Below are 26,119 nucleotides of genomic sequence, written 5' to 3' on the forward strand. Positions count from 1 at the left end.
TGGTTGCTCTTGATTGGAGTTCTGGTGGAAACGGCCGGTATCAGGAAGCGGGCGAGGAAGCAGGCGCCGTGAAACCCGGCGGGCAGCGCATCTGCGCGGTGGCGACGACACCGCCGCCGCACGCGGCCTTCTGCTGCACGACCGGTGCGGGGTCCGCGTTCAGGTCGTCGCCGCATGCGCTGAGGAGTGCGATCAGTGCAAGCAGGCCGGCGACCGCGATGGGCCGTAGGGCCGACTTTCGCATATCGTATCTCCGTGGGGGGGACGACGTGGCTCGAGCGCAGGAACGCGCCGGCCATCTCGACGGCGAGATGCTAATTACGGTGTGTTACACGGCGGTGTCGCACGGAGAGGCTTACAACGGGCTTAACGCGATGCGGCAGGCCATGCCATGCATGACGACAAGAAACGGATTGCAGCGGCGAAAACGCAGCGTCCGGCAGGCCCGTGCGACGCTCGCTCGCGTGGCAATACGATCGAAGCGGCGGCCTCGCCATGGCGAAAACACGGCGCGTCGCCCGGCCGCCTCCGCAAGCCCGCGGCCACCGGCCCGCGTATCGCGTATCGCGCCAGCCCCGCTCAACGCGCGGCGTCGACGCTCAGCTCGCCGAGGCTCGTCGCCAGCTTGAGGCGTCCCGTATGCCATTTCGACACGGCCAGTGCCTGCAGCTTGCGTGCGTCGGCAAGCGCCGACTGTGCGGCCAGCAGCTCGGTCATCGTGCCGACGCCGGCCCGGTAGCGGCCTCGCGCGACGTCGAGCGATTGCCGCGCATCGGCGAGAAGCTGCTCGGTATTGTCGAGATTCGACGTGTCGGCCTGCAAATCATGAAAGCCTTTCCAGACGTCGAGCGAGACCTGCAGCTCGCTGCCGTGCAGATCCGCCTCCGCCGCATTCGCCTGCTCTTGCGCCGCCGCGATCTGGTACCCGGACGAGAACCCGTCGAACAGCGGAATCGACACCTGGATGCCGATCGTGTTGCCGCGGCTGCTCTTCACCGGAATTTGCGAAGGTTGCTGCTGATACGACGGATTGTTGAGTGCCAGGCTGCCCGTCAACGAAACGCTCGGCCGATTCTGCGCGCGCACGACGTCCACGTTTGCGCGCGCGGCATCCAGCTTCGCGCGCGCCTCGAGCAGTTGCGGATTCCGATCCATTGCCACGTCCATCGCCCGTGACACTTCCCGGACCACGTCATCGGGCGCGACGCGCGACGCTTCGGGCGCAAGCTGCAACGGTGCATCGGCCCTCAACCCCATTGCCACCGCGAGCGCTCCCCGCGCCGACTCGATGGCGCCGTCCGCGCTCACCCGGTCGAGCACCATCCGGCGATAGCTGGTTTGCGCCTGCAACTGGTCGCTCAGCGTGCCCGCGCCGGCGTCGTGTCGAGCCCGGGCTTCATCTAGGCTTTCCCTGGCCGCCGCCTCCGACGCCCGCGCCGCGTCGGCCGTCGCCTGCGCATCGCGAAGATCGTAATAAGCCTGCGCGGCATTGAACAGGACGGTCTGCAACGCGGACGCCTCCGCGGCATTGGCGGCCTCCAGCAGATCGCGCGCGTGCCGCACGCTGGCGCTGCGGCGCCCGAAATCGAACAGCAGCCAATTCAACTGGAGCATCAGATACCGGCTCGTGGAATTCTGCGACTGCGTGACCCCGCCATAGCCCGGCTCGGCGTAGGTCGTCGACAGGTTGTCACGCTCGACGCCCGTCGTCGCGTCGAGCCGCGGCAGATACGCGGCTTCCTCGACGCCGACCTGGGCGGCCTGGGCACGCGCGTTCGCCCACGCCTGACGGGCGAGCGGGCTCGCGCACACCGCCTGCAACATCACGTCGTCCAGATCGACCGGGCGATTTTCGATCGTCGGCTCGCATGACGCGTTCCGCAATACCGGGGCCGCGGGCGATGCGCCGGTCATGCTCCGGGTCCCGTACACGTCAAGCAACTGGGCGTCGGCGTATCGCATCGGCATCAGTGCGACGATCAGCGCCACGGCCACCCTGGCGAGGAACTCAGCCGACACGCGCGGCTCCCCCGGCGGTTGCCGCTGCTCCGTCACGTGCGACCTTTCCGGCGTCCATCACGATCACGCGCGACGCGGACGCGATCGTCTCCTGACGATGCGCGACGATCAGGCGGGTCATCCGCAACATGCCGATCGCCGTATTCACCTGCTGCTCCCGATCGACGTCCAGGTGACTCGTCGCTTCGTCCAGCACCAGGATGCGCGGCCGCTTGTAAAGCGCGCGGGCCAGCAGCACACGCTGCCGCTGCCCGCCGGACAGCACCGTTCCCATGTCGCCCACCAGGGTGTTGTAACCCATCGGCATCGCCGCGATGTCGGCGTGGACGGCAGCCATGCGCGCGCACTCGCGAATCCACTCCGGATCGGCGTCCGGTGCGAAGAAACTGATGTTGTCGGCGATCGAGCCGGCGAACAGCACGTCGTCCTGCAACACCGTGCCGACCATCGAGCGCAGTCTTTCCTTGCCCAGATGCGCGATGTCGACGCCGCCGATGCGCACCGAGCCGGCGCTCGGCTCGACAATGCCGAGCAGCAGGTTCACCAGCGTCGTCTTGCCGCAGCCGGACGGGCCGGCGAGCGCGACGGACTCGCCGGCCTCGATCCGGAGCGACAGGCCGTCGAGCACCGCCGGCTCGCCGTCCGCGTATCGGAACACGATATCCCGCGCCTCGATGCTCGCGTCGAGATCGTCGGCTTCACCCGGCACGTATCGCGGAACGCCATCCGATTCCGCTTCGGCGAACACGATATCCGACAGGCGTTCGCCCTGCAGTTGCAGCATCTTCACGTCGAAGAATTTGTCGATCAGGCTGCCGACGCGACCGTCGAACTGCCCCTTGTAAGCATTGAAGGCCATCAGCGTCCCGACCGTGAAATGACCGTCCAGAACCAGCCGCGCACCCAGCCACACGATCAGCACGCCCTCGACGCCGAACAGCAGGCCGTTGGCTTGCTGAAACAGCAATTGCAGCTTCTGCACGTGCAGGCCCGCGTTGACCTGGTCGACCAGCAGCGCGAGCCAGCTCGACCGGCGCTCGTTCTGGCGGTTGAACAGCTTGACGGCCTTCACCCCGCGCACGGTCTCGAGAAAATAGCCCTGCTGTCTGGCCGCATGCGTGATCTGGTCTTCCGCGGCGCGTTTCAGCGGCAGGTACAGGAACCCGCGCAACGCCGCATAGAGCGTCATCACGACCACGGCGATCAGTGCGAGCCGCCAGCTGTAGACGAACATCATCGTCAACGTGACCGCCGTCATGATCCCGTCGAGCACGGCGCTCAGGAACGAGGTCGTCAGCGTCTGCTGGATCGTGTCGATCGATCCGAATCGCGACACGACATCGCCGAGACGGCGGCGCTCGAAATACGCGACCGGGAGATTGAGCAGGTGCGTGAAAACGTTGATACGCCACTGCACATTGAGCGTCGTGCCGAGATACATCATCGCCCACGATCGAAGCGCCTGCGTCGCCTGCTGCATCAGCATCAGCAACCCGAACCCGAGTGCGAGCAACGTGAGCAGATCCCGGTCCGCGCCGACAATCACCTCGTCGATCACCCATTGCAGAAAGAACGGGGACACCAGCGCAAATATCTCGATCGCGGCGGACAGCACCAGCACCTGTCCCAACGAACGGGTCAGGCCCGTGACCGGCCCGAGCAGCGACCGCAGCCTGATGTTCGGCGCCGCCTTGCGCGGCGCGAACGCGCCGGTCGGCCAGACTTCCAGCGCAACGCCGGTGAACGCGCGGGACATCTCGTCGAACGACAGTCGTCGAACTCCCAGGGCCGGGTCGTGAATCGTCACGCTCCGCGCGCCGACCTGCTGGAGCACGACGAAATGGTTGAAGTTCCAGTGGAGCAGGCAGGGCACGCGCAGATTCCCGATCTGATCGAGATCCAGCTTGAGCGCCCGCGTGCCGAGATCGATCTGATGGGCGATCTCGATCACGCGTGCGAGACCGGTTCCCTTGAGCGACACCCGATAGCGGTTTCGCATCTCCGCCAGATCGATGTGGTGGCCGTAATACCCGGCGATCATCGCGAGACATGCCAGCCCGCACTCCGCGGCCTCCGTCTGGAGCACCATCGGCAGCTTGTGTTGATGGCCGAAAGCAAGGCGATCTGGATTGAACATGAACGTTCCGGTCAGAGTTTGCCGGTCAGGCTGTAAAGCGGCGCCAGCACCCATTCGTACAGATGGCGGCGTTCCTGAAGGATGTCGGCCTGCAGCGCCATGCCGGCCTGCAACGGCTGCCGCTTGCCGTACGCGACGACAGATTCGTCCTGCAAGGCAACGGTGACCCGGTAGTAGAGCGCCCCGGCGGCCGCGCCCGCCGGGTATCCGCTGACCGCCAGTTCCGCCGCCGACAACGCGACATGTGCGATCGACAGGACGTGCGCGCGGTACTGGCCGAATTTCTGATACGGGTAGGCCTGGTAGCGAATCAGGACCGGATCGCCGGTCCGGACAAATCCGATGGCGGCGCTCGACACGAACAGTTGCGCCTGCCAGTGCGAGCCGTCGGGCACGATGCTGGCCAGCGGATGCTCCGTATCGACGAACTGGCCGGGTTGCGCGATCATCGCGGTCGCGATGCCCGCCTCGGGTGCGGTCGCAACCAGAGTGCTTTTCGCTGCGCTTTCGATCAGCGACTGATCGACGTCCATCACGCTGCGGTCGATCTGCGCGAGCTGGTTCTGCTGCTTGAGCGGGAGTCCGGCGAGATCGCTCGTCGCGGCCGCGAGTTGCTGCACGATACCGGCGCGATCGCGCTGCAGACTGCGAAGCTTCGATTGCTGATCGAGGCTGTCGGCGTCGCGCTGCTGCGCCTGATCCTTCGACACGTAGTCCTGGGCCAGAAGCCCTGCATAGCGGGTGGCCGCGTCGGCCGCGATCGCCGCGCGCGTGCGCTGAGCCGCGATCTGGTCGTCGATGCCGGCCAGATCGGCCCGCAAGCTGTCGACCTTCGTCTGCGACGTACGTCGCTCGTCGCCCTGCAATTCGCGCGTGGCCGCGATTTCATGCTGCAGCGACGCCTTTCGCTCATGCGCCTGCGTCATGAGCGCCGCCTGCGTCGGTCCGGCGCCCTCGCTGCGCACATCGGTCGAAATCGTGTACAACGCCTGTCCGCGCGCGACCCGCGCGCCTTCGACCGCCGCCTTGCTCAACACGAGACCCGGCTGCTGCGCATAGATCTTCACGAGCCCCGCATCGGGAACGACCAGGCCGTCGACCGTCGTCCTGCGCGTATAGGTGCCGCATGCGAGCAGCACGATCACCGCCACCCCCATGCATGCGGCGACGGCCGTCATCACGGTCAGCGACAACGGTCGGATCAGCAGGATCTCGCCCAGGCTTCGCGCCTCCTGAGCCTGCCTGGCCTCCGAACGAAAGAGCGACGGCGGGGGTGTCACGGCACCGATCTCGATAAAAGGAGTAGAAACGATGCGACGCGGCATGCAGAACCCGCGACACGCAATTCGTCTGAATATTTATAAAACATCACGAACGGGAAAAACCGAAACGCGGCTTCAACCGAAACCCGTCATTTGAAATTTCCGACTCAAGGCCGCGCAATTTATTTCAATCAGCCGCCAATCGATTTATTGTCATCTACCGCACACAAGCGCCGCGATCTTTAAATTACTCTGGAAAGTTTTGGCGATTTTTTCCGGCTTTACCGATATGTCCGGAAATTTCAACGACGTCCGGTCGCGCCGCCGCGCCTCCTTGTGCGCCGCGAGGGCGGCAGCATGTCACTGCCGCCCTCGCGTTCCGCATCAGCTCTGCGTAACCGTGCTGTTACCGGAGTTGCTGCCCGAGCAGCCCGACGACGGTGCGCCCGACCTGCAGCCATGCCGCGAATCGACGACATGGGTCACGCAATGAGCGACTCCGCCCGAAAGGCACGACGTGCCGCCCGAGACTGCCTGGATTTCCTGTTGATTGAGTTCCTGCATGGGTAAGTCTCCAAAAAATTGAACGGACGCCGGCTCGATGCGAAAGACACGACCAACGCTGCAAACGAAGGTCCACACTGTTTCAAGGCGCCTGAATTTCTATTTTTCAGATGACTGGTTGCGTGTAAATCTTCATGGCGAAACATACACCCAACCGAAATTCTTCAAAGTGGTCCGGATAGTTAATTTACATTCAATGAAATTTCTTTGACGAAAATTTTAATTTTTAAAGGGGGGAGAATCATTCATTCCGCCTCGATCATCGGCCTTCGTGGAATTCCCCAAAAAATTACTCATCGAGGAGAATCAATCGGCGTCCTGCGCTTCGCCGCGCACCGGCGATCGAGGCGTGCAGACAAAGAGGGAATGGGAATGGGAGGCCGCCGCAACCCGGCGTGTCCAGGGAATGACCGGACACTTCCGGCGGCAGGCCTGGCATCGCGGGCGCCGGTTCGGCATGCGGGAGGATCGGCGTGACGGGCCGTCCGGGGAACGATATCCGTGCGGAACCACGGGCTCACGCACATGCGCATCGCGGGTCCGGCGCGGCCGTCCGAAACACGTGACGCGGTGAAACAGCCGGCCCCGGATCGTCGCACGTCGGGTCGTGCGGCGATCCGGGGCCGGTCAGGCGCGTTGGCGAACGTCGGTCAGGCGTCGCTCATCATCAGCAACTGCGCACCGTCGGCGACCTGGTCGCCGACGCCGTACAGCACCTCCGCGACGACGCCCGCATTCGGCGCGCCGATCGTGTGCTCCATCTTCATCGCTTCCATCACGATCAGCGGCGTGCCGGCCTCGACCTTCTGGCCGGGCTCGACCAGCACCGCGATCACCTTGCCGGGCATCGGCGCGGTCAGGCGGCCGCCGCCCTGCTCCACGTCACCCGCATGCGCAAGCAGGTTGCGCCATTCGAACGTCTCGGCCGCGCCCTGCGTGAACACATGGAACGTATCGCCGTCCGCGTACACGCGGCCGCTGCTGCGCACGCCGCCGAGCGTCACGTCGAATTCGAGCGGCGTCGCGCCGCGCGTCCATGCAAACGGCTGCGCGGCCGCGTCGCCGATCGCGAGGCGCGCACCGGCGCCGTCGCTTTCATACGCGATCGTCACGTCCGCTTCGCGATCGACCGCATGCCATTCGAGCGTACGACGATAGCCGCCGTTCAGCCGCCAGTCCGGCAGCGCGCCCCACGGCGACGCCCCCTGCGCGGCCGCCCCGCGTTCGCGTGCGAGCAGCGCCGCGCACGCAAGCGCCAGCGTTGCGCGCGGCGGCTGTTGCGGCGCGAACAGCGCCTCGTGGTTGCGCTCGATCAGGCCCGTGTCGAGGTCGGCCGTCGCGAACGGGGCGCACGCGACGATCCGCTGCAGGAACGCGGCGTTCGTATGCAGGCCGACCACCTCGCACGCACGCAGCGCGCGCAGCATCAGGCCCAGCGCTTCCGCCCGATCCGTGCCGTGGACGATCAGTTTCGCGATCATCGGATCGTAGAACGGCGTGATCGCATCGCCTTCGCGCACGCCGCTGTCGACGCGCACCGCCGCGCCGATGGCGAACTCGACGCCGGCCGGCAGCCGCAGGTGCTTCAGCGTGCCCGTCGACGGCAGGAAGCCGCGCGCGGGGTTCTCCGCGTAAAGCCGCGCCTCCAGCGCGTGGCCCTGCACGCGCAGTGCGTCCTGCCGCAGCGGCAGCGGCTCGCCCGACGCGACGCGCAGTTGCCATTCGACCAGATCGAGCCCCGTGACCATTTCGGTGACCGGGTGCTCGACCTGCAGACGCGTGTTCATTTCCATGAAGTAGAACGCGTCGCCGGTCATGATGAATTCGACGGTGCCCGCGCCGACATAGCCGACCGCGCGCGCGGCCGCGACCGCCGCCTCGCCCATCGCGCGGCGCACGTCGCCGGGCAGGCCCGGCGCCGGCGCTTCCTCGAGCACCTTCTGGTGACGGCGCTGCACCGAGCAGTCGCGGTCGAACAGGTACACGGTATTGCCGTGCGTGTCGCCGAACACCTGCACCTCGACGTGGCGCGGCCGCGTCAGGTATTTCTCGATCAGCACGCGGTCGTTGCCGAAGCTGCTCGCGGCCTCGCGCTGGCACGACGCGAGCGCCGCCGGGAAATCGTCGGAGCGCTCGACCACGCGCATCCCCTTGCCGCCGCCACCCGCGCTCGCCTTCAGCAACACCGGGTAGCCGATCGCATCGGCTTCGCGATGCAGGTGGGCCGCGTCCTGGTCGTCGCCGTGGTAGCCGGGCACGAGCGGCACGGCGGCCGCATGCATCAGCGCCTTCGCGGCGGCCTTCGAGCCCATCGCCGCGATCGCGTCGACCGGCGGCCCGATGAAGACGATGCCGGCCGCTTCGCACGCATGCGCGAAATCCTCGTTCTCCGACAGAAAGCCGTAGCCGGGATGGATCGCCTGCGCGCCGGTCGCGCGCGCGGCTTCGATGATGCGCTCGATGCGCAGGTAGCTGTCCGCGGCGGCCGGGCCGCCGATGTGCACGGCTTCGTCGCACGCGGCCACGTGCTTCGCGTTCGCGTCCGCGTCGGAGTAGACGGCGACGCTCGCGATCCCGAGACGTTTGCAGGTCGCGGCGACGCGGCACGCGATTTCGCCGCGGTTGGCGATCAGAATCTTGTCGAACATGGCTTCGATGTCGTCCGGAAAGAGGGGGGCACGCGATCTGCGCGATCAATCACGCCACGACGGCGTGCGCTTTTCGAGGAAGGACGCAATCCCTTCGCGCGCCTCCGCGCCGGCGCGGGTGCGCGCGATCCAGTCGGCGGTCTGCTCGATCAGCGTCGCGTCGAGCGGGCGGCCGGCCACGTCGGCCACGAGCCGCTTGCATGCGCGCACCGCGTCGGGGCCGTTCGCGACGAGCGTCGCGGCCAGTTTCGCCACCGCGTCGTCGAGCGCCTCGGCCGGCACCGCGTCGTGAATGAAGCCGAGCGACGCCGCGCGTGCGCTGTCGAACACCTCGGCCGTCGTGAAGTAGCGGCGCGCCGCGCGCTCGCCCATCGCGCGCACCACGTACGGCGCGATCGTCGCGGGAATCAGCCCGAGCCGCGCTTCCGACAGGCAGAACTTCACGCCGTCGGCGGCAATCGCGATATCGGCCGCAGCCACCAGGCCCACCCCGCCCGCATAGGCATCGCCATGCACGCGCGCGATCACCGGCTTGCCGCAGCGATGGATCGCCTCGAGCATCCGCGCGAGCTTGCGCGCGTCGGCGCGGTTCTCGTCGTCCGAGTAACCGGCCATCTTCTTCATCCAGTTCAGGTCCGCGCCCGCGCAGAACGCGACGCCTTCCGCCGCGAGCACGATCGCGCGCACGCCTGCGTGCGCGTCGAGCCATTCGAACGCGGTGGTCAGCTCCGCGATCGTCGTCTCGTTGAACGCGTTGCGCACGTCGGGACGCGCGAGCGTGACGGTCGCCACGCGGCCGGCTTCGCTTACCTTGATCGTTTCGTATCGCATCGGTCAGTTCTCCCGGCCGTTACATGCGGAACACGCCGAAGCGCGTCTCGTCGATCGGTGCGTTCATCGACGCGGCGAGGCCGAGCCCGAGCACGTCGCGCGTCTGCGCGGGGTCGATCACGCCGTCGTCCCACAGCCGCGCGCTCGCGTAGTACGGATGGCCCTGGCGCTCGTACTGATCGCGGATCGGCTGCTTGAACGCGTCCTCCTCTTCGGGCGACCACGCGCCGCCCTTCGCCTCGATGCCGTCGCGGCGCACCGTCGCGAGCACCGACGCGGCCTGTTCGCCGCCCATCACCGAGATACGTGCGTTCGGCCACATCCACAGGAAGCGCGGGCCGAAGGCACGGCCGCACATCCCGTAGTTGCCGGCGCCGAACGACCCGCCGATGATCACCGTGAACTTCGGCACCTTCGCATTCGACACGGCCGTCACCATCTTCGCGCCGTGCCGCGCGATGCCCTCGTTCTCGTACTTGCGCCCGACCATGAAGCCGGTGATGTTCTGCAGGAACACGAGCGGAATCTTGCGCTGGCAGCACAGCTCGATGAAGTGCGCGCCTTTCACCGCCGATTCGGAGAACAGGATGCCGTTGTTCGCGACGATCCCGACCGGGTGGCCCCAGATGTGCGCGAAGCCCGTGACGAGCGTCGTGCCGTAGCGCGCCTTGAATTCGTCGAACTCGGAATCGTCGACGATCCGCGCGATCACCTCGCGCACGTCGAACGGCTTGCGCGTGTCGACCGGGATCACGCCGTACAGGCTCTTCGCATCGTAGCGCGGCGCCTTCGGCTCGCGCAGCGCCACCGGCGACGCGATCTTCGGCGCGAGGTGATCGACGATGTTGCGCGCGATCGACAGCGCATGCGCGTCGTTTTGCGCGAGATGGTCGGCCACACCCGACAGGCGCGTATGCACGTCGCCGCCGCCGAGATCCTCGGCGCTCACTTCCTCGCCGGTCGCGGCTTTCACGAGCGGCGGACCGCCGAGGAAAATCGTGCCCTGGTCCTTCACGATGATCGACTCGTCGCTCATCGCCGGCACGTATGCGCCGCCCGCCGTGCACGAGCCCATCACGACGGCGATCTGCGCGATCCCCGCCGCCGACATCGTCGCCTGGTTGAAGAAGATGCGGCCGAAGTGATCGCGATCGGGAAACACGTCGTCCTGGTTCGGCAGGTTCGCGCCGCCCGAATCGACGAGGTACACGCACGGCAGCCGGTTTTCGGCGGCGATCTCCTGCGCGCGCACGTGCTTCTTGACCGTTATCGGGTAGTAGGTGCCGCCCTTGACCGTCGCGTCGTTGCACACGATCACGCATTCGCGGCCGGCGATCCGGCCGATCCCGGTAATGACGCCCGCGCCCGGCGCGTCGTCGTTGTACATGCCGTTCGCCGCGAGCTGCGAGAACTCGAGGAACGGCGCGCCCGGATCGAGCAGTTGCGCGATGCGCTCGCGCGGCAGCAGCTTGCCGCGCGACAGATGCTTGTCGCGCGCGGCCTGGCCGCCGCCCTGCGCGAGCTGTTCGATCTTCGCGCGCAGATCGGCGACGACCGCCTCGAGCGCGGCGGCGTTCGCGCGGAAGTCTTCCGAGCGCGGGTTCAGTTTCGATTCGATGATCGGCATCGACGGGGCTCCGTTCGCGTGACGTGGGGCGTTACATCGTTTCCGCGAACAGCTCGCGGCCGATCAGCATCCGGCGGATCTCGCTCGTGCCGGCGCCGATCTCGTACAGCTTCGCGTCGCGCCACAGGCGCCCGACCGGGTATTCGTTGATGTAGCCGTTGCCGCCAAGGATCTGGATCGCCTCGCCGGCCATCCACGTCGCCTTCTCGGCCGTGTAGAGGATCACGCCCGCGCAGTCCTTGCGCACCTGGCGGATGTGGTCGGTGCCGGCCGAATCGAGGTGGCGGCCGACCGCGTACAGGTACGCGCGGCATGCCTGGAACGTGGTGTACATGTCGGCGACCTTGCCCTGGATCAGCTGGAATTCGCCGATCGCCTGGCCGAACTGCTTGCGGTCGTGGATATACGGCACCACCGCGTCGAGGCACGCGGCCATGATGCCCGTCGGGCCGCCCGACAGCACCGCACGCTCGTAGTCGAGCCCGCTCATCAGCACCTTCACCCCGCCGTTGAGCTGACCGAGGATGTTTTCCTCCGGCACTTCGACATCCTGGAACACCAGCTCGCCCGTATGCGAGCCGCGCATGCCGAGCTTGTCGAGCTTCTGCGCGACCGAGAAGCCCTTCATCCCCTTCTCGACGATGAACGCGGTGATGCCGCGCGGGCCGGCTTCGATGTCCGTCTTCGCGTAGACGACAAGCGTGTCGCAATCGGGGCCGTTGGTGATCCACATCTTCGTGCCGTTCAGCACGTAGCGATCGCCGCGCTTGTCGGCGCGCAGCTTCATGCTGACGACGTCGGAACCCGCATTCGGCTCGCTCATCGCGAGCGCGCCGATGTGTTCGCCCGACACGAGCTTCGGCAGGTATTTCTGCTTTTGCGCGTCGGTGCCGTTGCGGTGAATCTGGTTCACGCACAGGTTCGAGTGCGCGCCGTACGACAGGCCGATCGACGCCGACGCGCGCGAGATCTCTTCCATCGCGACCATGTGCGCGGTGTAGCCCAGGTTCGCGCCGCCGTATTCCTCGGCCACCGTCATGCCGAGCACGCCGAGATCGCCGAATTTCTTCCACAGATCCATCGGAAACTGGTCGGTCCGGTCGACCTCCGCCGCGCGCGGCGTGATTTCCTTCGCCGCGAACGTCGCGACGGCGTCGCGCAGCATCTCGATGTCCTCACCGAGCATGAATTGCACACCGGGCAGGTTGATCATGTCTCCTCCGTCTCCAGAAAGTGTGTGGCACTCACCGATTTCTGAGTTTCGCTCAGATCGAATGAATGCGCAGATTCATTGACCAATACAGCGGAAATTTTGCACAGTTTCGCGCCTCCTCGGGTCGGGCGTCAATAGTTTTTTGAGTGTTACTCAGATATCATGCCGAGATGACAGCCGCTACCGCCGACACCATGACCGCCACCGTCAAAGCCGACCGCGCCGACGCGCCGCGCGCGCCCGCCGGGCGCAAATCCCAGCAGCGCGTGCAGGACATCCTGCGCGCCGGTCGTGAAGTGTTTGCCGAAAAAGGTTACGAACATGCGACGGCCGCCGAGATCGCGCAGCGCGTCGGCGTCTCCGAGGCGACGGTCTTCAGCTACTTCCGCGGCAAGCGCGAGCTGTGTGCGCGCGTCATCGCGGACTGGTACGACGAAATCATCGCCGCATTCGAACACGGGATGCCCCAGGATGCGTCGGTGCAGCAGCAGTTCGCGTTCATCGTGCGCACCCACCTGCGGCTGATGCTGGTGAACGGCACGGGGCTGTGCGCGCTGGTGCTGTCGGAAGGCCGCGCGAAGCAGCATGCGCTGAGCGACGAGCTCACCGCGCTGCAGCGCCGCTATACGGCGCCGCTGATGGACGTGCTCGCGCGCGGCCAAGCGGCCGGGCAGGTCCGCGCGGATCTGCCGCTGAGCCTGCTGCGCTCGATGGTGTTCGGGCCGATCGAGCACGTGCTGTGGGACGCGATCCTCGGGCACCGCAAGCTCGATACGGAGGCGACGGCCACGCAGCTCGTCGACATGCTGTGGGCCGCCGTGCAGCCGCCCGCGCCGGAACAGGCGGCGCTCGTGCGGTTCAGGAACGAAGTCGCGGAAGCGATGCGGCGGCTCGAAGGCGACGGCACGCGCGGGTGACGCGCGGCCGCCGGACGGCGGCACTGCGATGCCGCCGCCGTGGCGCGCCGGTCAGTTGGCGAGGCGGCAGTGCGTCAGCTTCAGTCCCGGCAGCACGGGAGCGTCGATATAGCCTTCATTCAGGCAACTGAAGCGAAAGGCCGCCGACGTGACGAACGGCTTGATCTCGCCGCCGGGGAATTTCGGCTTCAGCGCATCCTGGTCGGCCACGTCGAAATGCGTGTCGAACTGCTCGCCGTCCGCCGTCAGCGCGCCGAAATACGTGCCGCCCGGGTCGCCGCCCATCCGGATCACGGCGCCGACGAACACGAGGCGCTTGCCGTCGTACTTCGTCTTCGCGGCGGCCATGTCCTGTGTATAGGCTTCGATCACGGCGCCGTAATGGGCGTCGATCGCGGGTCCGGCGTCCGAAGCCGCGCAAGCGGTCTCGTGAACGCCCGCCAGCAGCGTGCATGCCGCAAGCGCGGCCGCCGCGAACGGCGCGGAAATCTTCTTCATGGGTGGTCTCCCGTCCAGCGTGGTGGTTGAAGTGATTGAAGCCCGGCGCAATGCCGGATGAATTCGCTTCCGTTGCTTTAATCGTTCGAATGGCGGATGACGGCTGCGATCACTTCATCGCCCGCATGGTCGTGCGCGGTGCGTGGCGCCGCGCGGAACGCGACGTGACAGGAAGATGACATGGTGCGGCCCCCGGTTCTCTCATTGAATTTCATTGCGTCTGATTTTGGCCGCTACGGTAGCAGGCAGGTGACTGACGTGCAATATCGGATTGCTACGGCGATCTGAATGCTTACCGTGAACATCTGTTAAACGGTGGGGCCTCCGCCGGAAACGACGAGCGTCGCACCACAGCTTGTGCTGCTGCCGTGGCGGGCAATTCGGCGTCCGCACACCGTCCCGAAACCACCTTCAGTGATGACCCCCGGACCGTGCAACGGACACGATACCGTATCACCGACACACGCGACCGGACGACCATCGACGACGACGCCTGCGTTAGCCGACGTCACCTCCCCTCCATGTGTCGTCGACGTACCAATGGTTGCAATTGGTGCTGGCATTCAGGTATTCCTCAACTTAATTACCCCTCTCTTCCAAAGCATCAATATCTGACTATCGGTTTTTCGCCTTCTATTTTCTATCAGGCTTTCCAAAATAATTCGCCAGCCCGGAACAAACGCAGAGATAACCGACCGCACAGATGAAAAATAGCCAGCCTCCCCCAAGGTGTCTTTTCACCGGCTCATAAAAAAAAGCCAGGGGTGCAAAAAAAATGATGTACAGCCATGTCTTGCTTACTCTTCGCATTTCCTCTCCTCGCCAAGCACACACTTCCCGCCTTGTTTGACGCCCTGCCATGCTCCTTGAACGGCGAGTTCCTTACCGATCGCAGACTTCTTTGCACTCACTCTTGCTTGCAGCTTGGCGGCACGATTTGCTGTCCTTCCGGTCTGCCTGGATAACACCTTTAGTACTGCAGCCGTAGATATAGCAAATCGGGAGGTACGCAGCCGCGTCGTCGGCAATGGCATTGCTGGGCGCGATACTGGTGCCTGCGACGCCATATGGACCACGCCAGCACGTACTTGACCTAGTAAGCCACATCAGCCTGCGTATCTCTTGCACGCTGAGTGGTACCGAACCTTCAGGTGTTTTTTTGCCGCGTACCCTCAGGACCACGAGCACGGCATGGGCCAGCAAGGATAGCGTGATGTGGCGATACCAGCCATGCCATCGGCGCACCTCGTATTGATCAAGCCCGCATTCGCCTTTGGTCGCCTCGAAGCCGGTTTCGATTTCCCATCCGCGACCCGCGACGTTGGCCAAGGTTTGCCGTGTCGCCTTGCTGCGCGGCGCGTACACGACGTAATACGCATGTTCGCGTTTCTCATCAAGGCTGCGCCGCACCAACAGGTAGTGCCTGAAGCGACGCTCTTCGGCGATAATCTGCAAACGCCACAGTGGGGTTAGTGGCCAGTCATACAGGCGCTCCCCCTTGGCACCAGCGCCCGCTGACAGGCGTCGCCACGCCCGTGCCGGCAGGGATTCGGCGATCTGGTCGGCGCGTACGTAGTCGGGACCCTGCCACCACAGTGGTTCGTTCTTCGCGACGGCGAGCACAAACGACTGGTCACGCGATTCGAGCCACAACCTCAGGTGACGATCGCCGCCGTAAACTTCATCACCCGTGACCCAGCCACACGGCACGCCTGCGTCCAGCGCACGTTCAAGCATGCTGCGCGCGAGCTGCGGCTTCGTTGCAAACTCCACCGATTCGGGAATGCCCGCTGCTTCGCAACGCACACGGTCATCGGTCCACGCCTTTGGCACATACAGTTCGCGGTCGACAAACGCACTACCACCACGACCGGCATAGCAAAAAAACACGCCGATCTGGCTGCTCTCGATACGGCCTGCGGTGCCACTGTACTGGCGTTGAACACCAACAGAGTGCTGCCCCTTCTTGACGAACCCGGTCTCATCCACGATCAGCACCGCGTCACGTTCACCCAGTTGCTCAACAACATACTCCCGCAATACATCGCGTGCGGCATGGGCATCCCACTGCGCTCGCTCCAACAGGTGCTGAACACCATCGAGTGTCGATTCACCAATCCATTCGGCGAGTTGCCAGCCGTTTTTACGCTCGACCGCGCCAAGCAGGCCCTTCAAGTAGCGAGCGCCCGTTGTCGGGGTTCGGGGCGCCTGAACAGTTCTCCGAGTCGCCGATGCAGCGACTCCAGCTCGTGCTCCCACGTCTTTGCACGTCGAATACATAGTTCACTTTGGAAGTCATCCTAATTATTTTTAGTACAATATATCTACTAATGAATCGGGTTACCCCGTCATCCCTCAGCCGCTGGCAACGGGTTATTCGCTCGACGTGTACTCAATCGATGCCGTCTACCTGGGCGAACGAATGCCGGCCGAACAGGAGGTAACGACGTCGACGACGGGTCGTATCTCGGATTTTGCCGTAAAGCCGTATTCGGATTTCGGTCATAGCAGCCCTTCCGCACCGTCGGCCGTCTACTGGAAAGTATCTCGAACGCCGTATGCGGAAAATCACGAGACTCGCAGACAGCATCTGTTGTCGTTGATCGACATACACGGAGAAAGTGTCTGCCCCGATCGACCACAAATTGACGTTGACGTCTCTGCGACCAACGGGGATCTGCCGTCCCGTTTGCCCATCGGTGCTCCAGACAGTGATCTACTCCACGAAGGCTCGGCACTCGCCTGCCCGATCGCGCTGCTGACACGGCCAACGCTGCCAAACTCCTTGCCGCGCGGGCAAAATAACTTATGGCGCGTGCTAGCTGCGATGACAGCGCAACCATTCAATCTAACGCAATCGGGTCTGCACGCACTTAAGGAGTTTCTCGGACTACACCTGCCGAGCACGACCGCAATCGCACGACGCAACATAGATACAATTTCACGGCTGGAACACAAACCCGCCGTCAGATGGATGGCCATCGACGGTCACTTTCCGTCGTTCGTGCGCGGCATCGAAATTTTTCTGTTCCTAAACGAAGACACTCTTCGCGATGTAGCGCTTAGTGCGTTTGCACCGGTACTTGACCGGCTTTTCGCGCCTTATGCGCCGGCAAATGGCTTCATCCAATTGATCGTTCGTTCCACACAGACAGGTGAGGATCTCTTTCGCGCCCCGCCGCGCCCAGGGACACGTGCACTGATCTGAACTACGACAGATCCCCGGTAACCGACCGGGATCGTGCCGACGTACTTCCCGCGCAACAGTTACTCAATTGCTCCTCCGGGTTGATCGGCTGCACTCGTCGGCAGCGCATCCGCTATCCCCGCTCCTTCCGCGGTGGATTCAGCATCCGTCGCGAGTACCGATTCTCGCGAAGTGCAGTTCGATCGACCCTCCACGAGACAACGTGCGATCCCTGCCCGCCGATGTACGCCCAGTTCGGCCGGACGCCGATACGCACCACACGGTATTTATTGAAAACGATTCTCATTCGCAATATCATGCCACCTCTAGCTATACCAAGCCGCTCACGCGGCCGAGCAATCCTTAGCACTCCATCGATCATAGATTCATGCATTCACTCCGAACGCCCCGTCGCGGCAGCATGCTCCGTCCGTGGCGCACAAGTCTGCACACCCTAGTCACCTTCTGCATCGCGAGCGGCACCCATGCGTCCGCCGCCGAAAACGCCGCCGCCGAGCCCGCCGAGCCGACCTCTTCCGCCAGGCCATCCGCGCGGCCGGCCGTGCGCCAGCTCCCGGCGATCAGCGTCAACGCGGCCGCGACCGTCGATCCGACAGTCGGCTATCAGCCGCGCACCACGAGCATCGCGGGCGGCAGCGACCGACCGCTAAAGGAGATTCCGCAATCGGTCGCGGTGGTCAGCAGCAGCGTGATGCAGGACCAGCAGGCGCGTTCGCTCGACGACGTGCTCGGCAACATCAGCGGCGTCACCCAGACGAACACGCTCGGCGGCACGCGCGACGCGTTCATCAAGCGCGGCTTCGGGTCGAACAACGACGGCTCGGTGCTCGTCGACGGCGTGCGCACGCCGGTGCTGCACAGCTATCTCGCGACGATCGACCGCGTCGAGGTGCTGAAGGGCCCGGCGTCGCTGCTGTACGGGATGCAGGATCCGGGGGGCGTGATCAACCTCGTCACGCGCAAGCCGGAAGACACGTTCGGCGGCTCGATCTCCGCATCGCGCACGAACCACGGCGGCAGCAGCGCGCAGTTCGATCTCACGGGCCCGCTCGGCAAGCCGGGCCAGGTCGCGGGCGGCACGCTCGCGTTCCGGCTCACCGGCGAATACGACACGAGTCGCTACTGGCGCAGCTTCGGCCGCGAGCGCAACGCGCTGATCGCGCCCGCGCTGTCGTGGCACGACGCGAACACGTCGATCGACGTCAGCTACCAGTACGTCGACTACACGATGCCGTTCGATCGCGGCACCGTGCTCGTGAACGGCCAGCTCGACGACGCGCTGCGCTACCGCCGCTACGAGGAAGCGTGGTCGCAGAGCAGCGGCATCCAGGAAACGCTGCGTACGCGCATCGAGCACCGCTTCTCCGAGGCGTGGCGCGTGCGCGCGACCTACGGCTGGGGCCGCGACCGCTACGACCAGTACATCACCCGCGCGACCGCGTTCAACAGCAGGACCGGTGCGATGACGCGCTCGTCCGATGCGAACCTCGGACGCAACGACTCCGACCAGATCGCGACGCTCGGCCTGCTCGGCAACGTGACGCTCGCCGGGATGAACCACGCGATCTATATCGGCGGCGAATACGAGCGGCAGCGCAGCTTCCGCGGCGACACGATCCGCGGCAAGGTGTCCCCGGGCTTCGACCTCTACGATCCCGTCTACGGCATGCTCGCGCCGGGGGGCACGCCCAACCCGAAGCAAAGCGACTCGCGTTCGGTCGTGCATGCGTATTCGACGATCGTGCAGGACTCGGTGAAACTCACCGACCGCCTCACCGCGGTGGGCGGGCTGCGCTGGGAAAACTGGCAGCAGGAATCGGGGATGGGCCGGCCGTTCGTGTTCGCCGACCGCTCGCACGGCAACGTGTGGCTGCCGCAGTTCGGTCTCGCGTATGCGCTGACGCCTTCGCTGACCGCCTATGCGAACGTGAGCCGCTCGTTCAAGCCGAACGTCGCATCGAACGTCGCCGCGCCGCTTGCGCCGGAGTACGGCCGCGTGCTCGAGGCCGGGCTGAAGTTCAGCCTGAAACCCGCGATCACCGGCACGCTCGCGGTCTACCAGATCGACAAGCGCAACGTCGCGGTCACGGTCGGCGACATCACGTCGACGATCGGCACCGCGCGCTCGCGCGGGATCGAGCTCGACGTCGCCGGGCAGATCACACGTCACCTCAGCGTGATCGGCAGCTATGCCTATACGAATGCGACCGATCGCGACAGCAACACGCCGCTCGCCAACGTCGCGCGCCACACGGGCAGCCTGTTCGCCGTGTACGACACGGCCATCGCGAACCTGCCCGGCCGCTGGCGCTTCGGCGGCGGCGCGCGCCTCGTCGGCGCACGTTCCGGCGACACCGCGAACAGCTTCACGCTGCCCGGCTACGTAACCGTCGATGCGTTCGCGGCCTACGAAACGACGATCGGCAAGTTCCCGACGCGCTTTCAGCTCAACGTGAAGAACCTGCTCGACAAGACCTACTACCCGTCGAGCAACAGCAACCTGATCGTCGCGGTCGGCGAGCCGCGGCTCGTCACGCTGACGACGACGGTGTCGTTCTGATGGCCTGATGTTCCGATGGCCTGATGCGTGCGTGGGTCGGCCCGAACGCGGCAGCCCACGTACAACGCCCGCATCCACAGCCGCTCGCTACGCGTAGCGGCTCGCCCATTCTCCCCGGCACGTCATCCCCGCCGCTTCGCGACCTGTCACGGCGAATCCGCGCGCGTGATGCCGGGCAACAACGAACCACCCGGCAACAAAACATCGCCCCATCACCGGGCGAAACGAAAACGACAGCGACGCGCCCCGTTGCTCGCCGCCGACACCCGCGCCAGATTCCGCTTGACCGGCGTCTCGCGCGACACGTAACGCCATCATCCACGCGCCTCTCCGGCGCCCGCTTCGCCGCCCGCAAAAATGCATCCGGACGATGCAATTCTGCCCGCTCCCGAACCGCATCGCACACCGTATGATCGCCCCGGCCTTGCCTCAGGGCTGCCCTATGCGCGCCGTCATGTCCCTCCGCTCACGCGCTTCGCCCCAACCACCCAGCAAACATGTCCAACTTCTCACTCATCCTCGTCGTCTCCATGTTGAGCACCTTTGGCCTGATCGCGTCCGACGTCTACCTGCCCGCGATGCCGTCGATGGCCCACGAATTCTCGATCAGCGCGTGGCAGATGCCGCAAACGGTATCGGCCTACCTGATCGCGCTCGCCTGTGCGCAGCTGTTCTACGGCCCCCTCTCCGATCGATGGGGACGCAAACCCGTGCTGACGGCCGGGATCCTCCTGTACATCGCCGGCTCGATCGGCTGCGCAAGCTCGGGCGGCTTCGCGAGCCTGCTCGGCTGGCGCATCCTCGAAGCGCTCGGCGCGGCGTCCGGTCTCGTCATCGGGCGCGCGATCATCGCCGACACCTGCGACAGGAACGCATCCGCGAAGGTCTACAGCATCGTGTATCCGCTCGTGTCGCTGTCCCCGGCAATCGCGCCCGCGATCGGCGGATACCTGGCGGCGTGGTTCGGGTGGCGCAGCGATTTCCTGTTCGTCGCCGCGTTCGGCGTCGTCGCACTCGCGCTCGTGCAGTTTCTTCTGAAGGAAACGCGCCCGCCGGTCGCACCGGGGCAACATCGTGCCGCGCCGCTGGCCGGCTTCTCCAACGTGCTCGGGGATCGCGCGTTCATCCGCTACACGCTCGTCGTCTGTGCAATCTATTGCGCGTGGTTCGTCTACCTGACGCAGTCGCCGTTCATCTTCTCGGGCCTCGGCCTGTCGGAACAGCAAAGCGGCTGGCTCTACCTGCCGCTGACCGCCGGCATCGTTTCCGCCAACCTGGTCTCGCGCCGGATGCTCGACCGGCTCGCCTACGACTCGATCGTCATGGCCGGCGTGGGCTGCTTCGTCGCGGGCGGTATCGCGTTCGTCCTGTGCGAATCGTTGCACGTCAGAGGCGTCGTCGCGATCGTGCTGCCGATGTTGCTCGTCAGCCTGTCGAACGGATCGTCGCTGTCGCTCGCGGTTTCGGGCGCCATCGCGAGCGAACACGGGCGCGCCGCCACCGCGTCCGGGCTGGTCGGGTTCTTCCAGATCGGCAGCGCGTCGCTCGCGGCCACCCTGTCGGGCGGACTGCTCGGTACCGGCAGCCACGTGCTCGCCACGGCCATCCCGTTCTTCGCGATCGTCGCCGCCGTCGCGATCGTGCCCCGCTGGCATGCCGCGCGGCGCACGCCGTCGATGCGCAAGACCCAGCCGCGCTGAGCACGCGGCCTCGCGCCCGCGAACGGCCGGCCGCTATCGATAACGGTCGAACGACGCCGCGATCGCGGCGGTCACCGCCCGCACGCGCGCGGTCCGGTTCAGGTCCGTATGCGAGACGAGCCAGACCTGGTACGGTGCGGCTCGCGTCCGGTCGGGCCAGAGCCGCACCAGCGAATCGTCGTCGTGCGCCATGTACGACGGAAGCTCGCCGATGCCGATGCCCGAACGGATCGCGGTCGCCAGCATCAGGCTCGAACTCACTTGCGCGACCACGCGGCCGCCCTCCATCGGCTCGCCGCACAGCGTGTGGCCCTGGTTGGACGTGACGGAAGGCTGATAGACGACCAGGTCGTGCCCCGCGAAAGCCGCCCCGATCTCGGGGGCGCCGCGCGCATCCAGATACTCGCGACTCGCGAACAACCCGACGTCCCATTCGGCCAGTTTGCGGCGAACGAGATCGGGGTTCTCCGGCATCACGGTCCGGATCGCGAGATCCGCATCGCGCCGCGTCAGGTTGAGCACCTGCACGGTGGTCGTCAGGACCACGTGGACCCCGGGGCATGTCTGCCGTAGCTCCCGTATCGCCGGCACGACGAAATCCATCGCCAGCGAATCGGTCGTCGTCACCCGGACCTCGCCTTCGAGCCGGTCGTCCGAACCGTGCGCGCCCCGCTCGAACTCGCACGCCGCCCGCTCCATCGCTTCCGCCGCGCGCAGCGAATGCTCGCCGATCTGCGTCAGCGCATAGCCCGACGACGTCTTCAGAAACAGCTTCGCACCCAGCGCCTTCTCCAGTGCGGTCAGCCGCCGCCCCACCGTCGCCTGATCGACATCGAGAACGACCGCGGCCTCGCGCAGCGTCCCCGCGCGATGAACCGCCAAAAAGACCCGTGCATCGTCCCAATTCATGAATAACGCTCTCTCTCGACAAAGCCCTGTTGCTTCGTCCGGGACCGATTATACAAGCCGGGCATCGACCATTCCGACCATACGATCAGGCATCCGAATCAATTGGATCTCCCGCGACTTCCCGATGCGACTCGTCCGCCGCGTCCCGAGCCAACGCACATCGGCTCGCCACAACGTCGCGACGGTTCGGCGACTGAATGCGTCGCGCACGGCAACCGCCGGGGGAACCCGGCGACGCCAGCCGGAAGCCGTCCGGTCGCCAGCCGACACGACGAAGCAACGAAGCGACGAAGCGACGAAGCGACGAAGCAACAATACACACATCCCTCCCGCGGCCGTCGCCTCAATCATCGGACCCCCGAATACCTCCCATCCGCTATCGCGATTTCCGCTGTCACCGGGATGCCTCTAGACTGGCTACGCCGCACGGCACCGCGGCACGCCCCACAAAAACGATTCCGGGAGATACCCCATGTCCGACCGGCAGGCGCGCCGAGGCGCGCTCAAGACACTCGGCCTCGCGGCCGGCACCGCATTGCTCGCGGCCACGCGCCAGGCTCATGCCGCCGCCCCCGAAACCGGCGCGCTGCTGCCCGGCGGCGCGACCCGCCTCGCCGACCTCACGCGCCGCCTCGCGGCCGCGCCGCGACGGCGCGATTTCAAGACGGTGCCGATGATCCTCGAGCGCCCCGATCAGTGGGATCACGCGGCGCTGGCCGAAGTGATCGGTTATCGCGGCGGGCCGAAGCAGGCGTGGGACAACACCGATCTCGGCGGCCCGTGGCTGAACCTGATGCGCAATTCGCTGAACGCGCAGATCTGGTCGTACGGCCATCCGGATTTCCTCGTCGTGTCGGCGACGCACGGCAGCGCGCACCTCGCGCTGTTCGACCAGGCCGCGTGGGACAAATACGGCCTCGCGAAATTCGCCGGCGCCGCGTTCCCGGCCAACACGCTGCTCGACGCGAAGCCCGCGCAATCGAACGGCGCGCAGGATCACGAGTCGCCCGACGGCGCGTTCTCGCTGCACGACAACAGCATTGCCGCGCTGCAGCAGCGCGGTGTCGTGTTCCTGTCGTGCCACAACGCGATCTGGGAGCTCGCGGACCGGCTCGACGGTGCGAACGCGAACCCCGACAAGCTGCCGCTCGACGCGCTCGCCGCCGACCTGACCAACCACGTGATTCCGTCGGCAATCGTCACGCCGGGTGCGGTCGGTACGCTGCCCGAGCTGCAGCTGGCCGGTTTCACGTACGCCAAATGAGCCCCGCGATGACATCGATCCAGACGCCCCCTTCGACACCGCGCAGCCCGCGCCGCGCGCTGCGCGCCGTGCTGGCCGCGTGGCTGTGCTGCGCATCGGCGCTGCCGCTCGCCGCGCCCGCGGACACCGCCGCAACCGTCTTTCCGCCGTGGCAGGACGGCCGCAACAACGACGCGACACGGCGCGGCCTCGAATTCACGGTGCCGCAGGTCGACGTGCTCGCCGATTTCCACGGCGACCTCACCGCGCCGAAGCTGGTGCTGTTCGTCGGCGGCAACTACTTCTTCGCGATGGCGCCGCTCGTCGCGAAGTTCGAGGAAGATCATCCCGAGTACCGCGGCCGCATCTACTGGGAAACGATTCCGCCCGGCCTGCTCGTGACGCAGATCCACGCGGGCGGCACGATCACCGTCGGCAACATGACGTGGACGGTCAGGCCCGACGCGTATTTCGCGGGGCTCGGCAAGATCGACGGGCTGATCGCGGACGGCACGCTCGAAGGCCCGGCCGTGCCGTACGTGACGAACCAGCTCGCGATCATGGTGCGCGCCGGCAACCCGAAGCACATCGCGTCGCTGAACGATCTCGCGCGGCCCGACGTGAAGCTCGCGATGCCGAATCCGGCCTTCGAAGGCGTCGCGCGGCAGATCCGCGCATCGCTCGTGAAGGCCGGCGGCGACGCGCTCGCGCGCACCGTCTACGACGACAAGGTGCGCGCCGGCACGACCGAGCTCACGCACATCCACCATCGGGAAACCGCGCTGTTCCTGATGCAGGGGCGCGCGGACGCCGGCGTGCTGTGGCAGTCCGAGGCGGCGTTCCAGGAACAGGTCGGGCATCCGCTGATGCACATCGACATTCCGGCCGAGCAGAATACGACGGCGATCTATGCGGGGGCGATGGTGAAGGACGCCCCGCACCCGGAAGCCGCACGCGCGTGGCTCGCGTTCATCCGGTCGCCGGACGCGTTCCGGATCTTCCAGCGCTACGGCTTCGGCCGATACGATGCGGCGGCGCCGCCGTCGCACCTCGCGCCCGGGCAGGACCGGCCCGCCGCGGGCTGACGGCTGACGGCCGCCGCACGCGCGCCAGACGACAAGGAGGGGACACATGAACGATACGGTCGACATACCGCGACGCCGGTTCGCGCCGCTGCTGCTCGCCGCGGCCGCGCTGCTGGCCGGCCGCGCGCACGCGGACGACGCGACGCCCGGCAGGACGATCGCGACGCAGGGCACGGCCACGGGCGTCGCCGCCTGCATCGGCTGCCACGGCAGTCATGGCGAAGGCAACGCGGCGGCCGGCTTCCCGCGCCTCGCGGGCATCCACGCCGCGTATCTGTCCGCGCAGCTCGCCGCGTTCGCGGACGGCAGCCGCCAGAGCCCCGTCATGCAACCGCTCTCGAAACAGCTGTCGCCGCGCGAACGCGACGCGGTATCCGCGTACTTCGCGAGCCTGCCCGCACCGGCCGGCGTCCCGACGCCCGACGGCGCGTCGATCGATCCGGCGAACACCGGCGCGTGGCTCGCGACGCGCGGACGCTGGTCGCAGGGGCTGCCCGCGTGCGCGCAGTGCCATGGCCCAGGCGGCCTCGGCGTGGGCGCCGCGTTTCCGCCGCTCGCGGGGCAGCCGGCCGCGTACCTCGCCGGCCAGTTGCACGGCTGGAAACACGGCCTGCGCCCGCCCGGGCCCATGGCGTTGATGCCGATGATCGCCGGCAAGCTGTCCGACGCCGACATCGACGCGGTGGCGGCCTACTATGCGCGCGGCGGCGCCGCCCAGGGAGACAAGCGATGATCGACCGCACGACGCTGATCCGCACCGCCCGCGCGACGCTGCTCGGCGCGGCCTGGCTACCCGCGCTCGCCTTCGCGGCCGCGCCGCAGGACGCTCCGGCCGCCGCCTCCACGCCCGCCGCGACCACCGCCACGGTGGCGGCGACGAAACCGTTCGCGCCGCCCGCCGAATCCGCGATCCCCGCCGACGCGTTCGGCAAGGCCGTGAAACTCGGCGAGCAGATCTTCCTGCACACGCCCGAGTTCGCGGGCAAGTACGTCGGCAACAAGCTGACCTGCGCGAGCTGCCACCTCGACGCGGGCCGCCGGCCCGACTCGAGCCCGATGTGGGCCGCGTACCTGCTGTATCCGGCGTACCGCAACAAGAACGGCCACGTGAACACGTTCGCGGAGCGCCTGCAGGGGTGCTTCCGCTACAGCATGAACGGCAAGGCGCCGCCGGCCGGCGACCCGATCCTTGTCGCGCTGGAAACCTATTCGTACTGGCTCGCGACAGGCGCGCCGGTCGGCGCGAAGCTGCCGGGGCAGGGTTTCCCGAAACTGCCGCCGCCCGCACGGCAGGCCGACTATGCGCGCGGCGCCGCGGTCTACACGCAGCACTGCGCGCTGTGCCACGGCGCGGACGGCCAGGGGCAGTCGAGCGGCGGCCACGCGGTCTTCCCGGCGCTGTGGGGCGCGCGCTCGTTCAACTGGGGCGCGGGAATGGGCGACATCCGCAACGCGGCCAGCTTCATCAAGGCCAACATGCCGCTCGGGCTCGGCGGCACGCTGACCGATCAGGAGGCGTGGGACGTCGCGACCTTCATGGACAGCCACGAGCGTCCGCAGGACCCGCGCTTCACGGGCTCGGTACAGGACACGCGTGCGAAATTCCACGACGCGCCCGATTCGATGTACGGGCGCAGTGTGAACGGACATGTGCTCGGCGCGCCCTGACGCCGCGTCCGAGCGGCCGGCGCGGCGCGG

At 66.4% G+C, this 26,119-nt stretch carries 20 protein-coding genes and 1 pseudogene; 8 read left to right on the forward strand and 13 right to left on the reverse strand.

Annotated elements, in window-relative coordinates:
• Positions 1 to 40: 40 nt before the first annotated feature.
• The 9 genes from GQ57_RS24435 to GQ57_RS24470 form a co-directional block, all read right to left on the reverse strand.
• Positions 41 to 244: a hypothetical protein gene (locus GQ57_RS24435; RefSeq protein WP_031401649.1), complete on the reverse strand. Its 204-nt coding sequence runs from the start codon at positions 242 to 244 to the stop codon at positions 41 to 43.
• Positions 245 to 579: 335 nt separating this feature from the next.
• Positions 580 to 1,968, reverse strand: a complete 1,389-nt coding sequence (locus GQ57_RS24440) for a TolC family protein (RefSeq protein ID WP_052001479.1) — start codon at positions 1,966 to 1,968, stop codon at positions 580 to 582.
• A 40-nt stretch (positions 1,969 to 2,008) separates the two neighbouring features.
• A complete protein-coding gene (locus GQ57_RS24445; RefSeq protein WP_052001476.1) occupies positions 2,009 to 4,156 on the reverse strand; it encodes a peptidase domain-containing ABC transporter in 2,148 nt (715 codons plus the stop codon).
• 11 nt (positions 4,157 to 4,167) lie between these two features.
• The gene (locus GQ57_RS24450) at positions 4,168 to 5,436 is read right to left on the reverse strand and encodes an HlyD family secretion protein (protein WP_034199273.1); all 1,269 of its coding nucleotides are present in this window, start codon (positions 5,434 to 5,436) and stop codon (positions 4,168 to 4,170) included.
• A gap of 366 nt (positions 5,437 to 5,802) precedes the next feature.
• Complete coding sequence (locus GQ57_RS42055) at positions 5,803 to 5,982, reverse strand: hypothetical protein (RefSeq protein ID WP_152603344.1); 180 nt, start codon at positions 5,980 to 5,982, stop codon at positions 5,803 to 5,805.
• Positions 5,983 to 6,632: 650 nt separating this feature from the next.
• The gene (locus GQ57_RS24455; RefSeq protein WP_034199274.1) at positions 6,633 to 8,630 is read right to left on the reverse strand and encodes an acetyl-CoA carboxylase biotin carboxylase subunit; all 1,998 of its coding nucleotides are present in this window, start codon (positions 8,628 to 8,630) and stop codon (positions 6,633 to 6,635) included.
• 45 nt (positions 8,631 to 8,675) lie between these two features.
• Positions 8,676 to 9,461 carry an enoyl-CoA hydratase/isomerase family protein gene (locus GQ57_RS24460; RefSeq protein ID WP_031401644.1) on the reverse strand — a complete coding sequence of 262 codons (786 nt, stop codon included), beginning with the start codon at positions 9,459 to 9,461 and terminating at the stop codon, positions 8,676 to 8,678.
• A gap of 19 nt (positions 9,462 to 9,480) precedes the next feature.
• On the reverse strand, positions 9,481 to 11,088 hold the full coding sequence (locus GQ57_RS24465; RefSeq protein ID WP_034199275.1) for a carboxyl transferase domain-containing protein: 1,608 nt from the start codon (positions 11,086 to 11,088) through the stop codon (positions 9,481 to 9,483).
• A gap of 31 nt (positions 11,089 to 11,119) precedes the next feature.
• Positions 11,120 to 12,301 (reverse strand): isovaleryl-CoA dehydrogenase, encoded by a 1,182-nt coding sequence (locus GQ57_RS24470; protein ID WP_031401642.1) that lies wholly within the window; start codon positions 12,299 to 12,301, stop codon positions 11,120 to 11,122.
• A gap of 170 nt (positions 12,302 to 12,471) precedes the next feature.
• Between GQ57_RS24470 and GQ57_RS24475 the strand changes: the two genes are divergently transcribed.
• The gene (locus tag GQ57_RS24475) at positions 12,472 to 13,218 is read left to right on the forward strand and encodes a TetR/AcrR family transcriptional regulator (RefSeq protein WP_031401641.1); all 747 of its coding nucleotides are present in this window, start codon (positions 12,472 to 12,474) and stop codon (positions 13,216 to 13,218) included.
• Between the two features lie 51 nt (positions 13,219 to 13,269).
• Here the strand turns inward: GQ57_RS24475 and GQ57_RS24480 are convergent, their stop codons facing one another.
• The 3 genes and pseudogenes from GQ57_RS24480 to GQ57_RS24485 all read right to left on the reverse strand — a co-directional run.
• A complete protein-coding gene (locus GQ57_RS24480) occupies positions 13,270 to 13,716 on the reverse strand; it encodes a hypothetical protein (protein ID WP_034199277.1) in 447 nt (148 codons plus the stop codon).
• A 308-nt stretch (positions 13,717 to 14,024) separates the two neighbouring features.
• Positions 14,025 to 14,279 (reverse strand): PAAR domain-containing protein, encoded by a 255-nt coding sequence (locus GQ57_RS40090; protein WP_081896764.1) that lies wholly within the window; start codon positions 14,277 to 14,279, stop codon positions 14,025 to 14,027.
• A 586-nt stretch (positions 14,280 to 14,865) separates the two neighbouring features.
• A pseudogene (locus GQ57_RS24485) lies at positions 14,866 to 15,992 on the reverse strand (IS701 family transposase); the annotation flags it as partial.
• 44 nt (positions 15,993 to 16,036) lie between these two features.
• Between GQ57_RS24485 and GQ57_RS40095 the strand changes: the two are divergent.
• From GQ57_RS40095 to GQ57_RS24495, 3 genes are all read left to right on the forward strand, one after another.
• Positions 16,037 to 16,924 carry a type VI secretion system baseplate subunit TssF gene (locus tag GQ57_RS40095; RefSeq protein WP_081896765.1) on the forward strand — a complete coding sequence of 296 codons (888 nt, stop codon included), beginning with the start codon at positions 16,037 to 16,039 and terminating at the stop codon, positions 16,922 to 16,924.
• A gap of 367 nt (positions 16,925 to 17,291) precedes the next feature.
• Complete coding sequence (locus GQ57_RS24490; protein WP_034199278.1) at positions 17,292 to 19,484, forward strand: TonB-dependent siderophore receptor; 2,193 nt, start codon at positions 17,292 to 17,294, stop codon at positions 19,482 to 19,484.
• Positions 19,485 to 19,981: 497 nt separating this feature from the next.
• The gene (locus GQ57_RS24495) at positions 19,982 to 21,184 is read left to right on the forward strand and encodes a multidrug effflux MFS transporter (protein ID WP_034199279.1); all 1,203 of its coding nucleotides are present in this window, start codon (positions 19,982 to 19,984) and stop codon (positions 21,182 to 21,184) included.
• Positions 21,185 to 21,217: 33 nt separating this feature from the next.
• On the opposite strand, the gene GQ57_RS24500 is transcribed toward GQ57_RS24495, so the two are convergent.
• Complete coding sequence (locus GQ57_RS24500) at positions 21,218 to 22,093, reverse strand: LysR family transcriptional regulator (RefSeq protein WP_031401637.1); 876 nt, start codon at positions 22,091 to 22,093, stop codon at positions 21,218 to 21,220.
• A 472-nt stretch (positions 22,094 to 22,565) separates the two neighbouring features.
• On the opposite strand from GQ57_RS24500, the gene tetH reads away from it, so the two are divergent.
• Genes tetH through GQ57_RS24520 form a run of 4 tightly spaced genes read left to right on the forward strand, consistent with a single transcriptional unit; the run spans position 22,566 to position 26,089 of the window.
• Positions 22,566 to 23,357 carry a thiosulfate dehydrogenase gene (gene tetH / locus GQ57_RS24505; protein WP_034199280.1) on the forward strand — a complete coding sequence of 264 codons (792 nt, stop codon included), beginning with the start codon at positions 22,566 to 22,568 and terminating at the stop codon, positions 23,355 to 23,357.
• 8 nt (positions 23,358 to 23,365) lie between these two features.
• Positions 23,366 to 24,421, forward strand: coding sequence for a molybdate ABC transporter substrate-binding protein (locus GQ57_RS24510; protein ID WP_034199310.1), 1,056 nt, complete (start codon positions 23,366 to 23,368; stop codon positions 24,419 to 24,421).
• 46 nt (positions 24,422 to 24,467) lie between these two features.
• Entirely contained in the window at positions 24,468 to 25,154 is a 687-nt protein-coding gene (locus GQ57_RS24515) for a c-type cytochrome (protein ID WP_034199281.1), read from the forward strand.
• Entirely contained in the window at positions 25,151 to 26,089 is a 939-nt protein-coding gene (locus GQ57_RS24520; protein WP_034199282.1) for a c-type cytochrome, read from the forward strand. Before GQ57_RS24515 ends, GQ57_RS24520 begins: the two co-directional genes overlap by 4 nt.
• Positions 26,090 to 26,119 lie beyond the last annotated feature (30 nt).

Origin of the sequence: Burkholderia sp. MSh2 (assembly GCF_000731655.1) — a bacterium.
Lineage (GTDB): Bacteria > Pseudomonadota > Gammaproteobacteria > Burkholderiales > Burkholderiaceae > Burkholderia > Burkholderia paludis.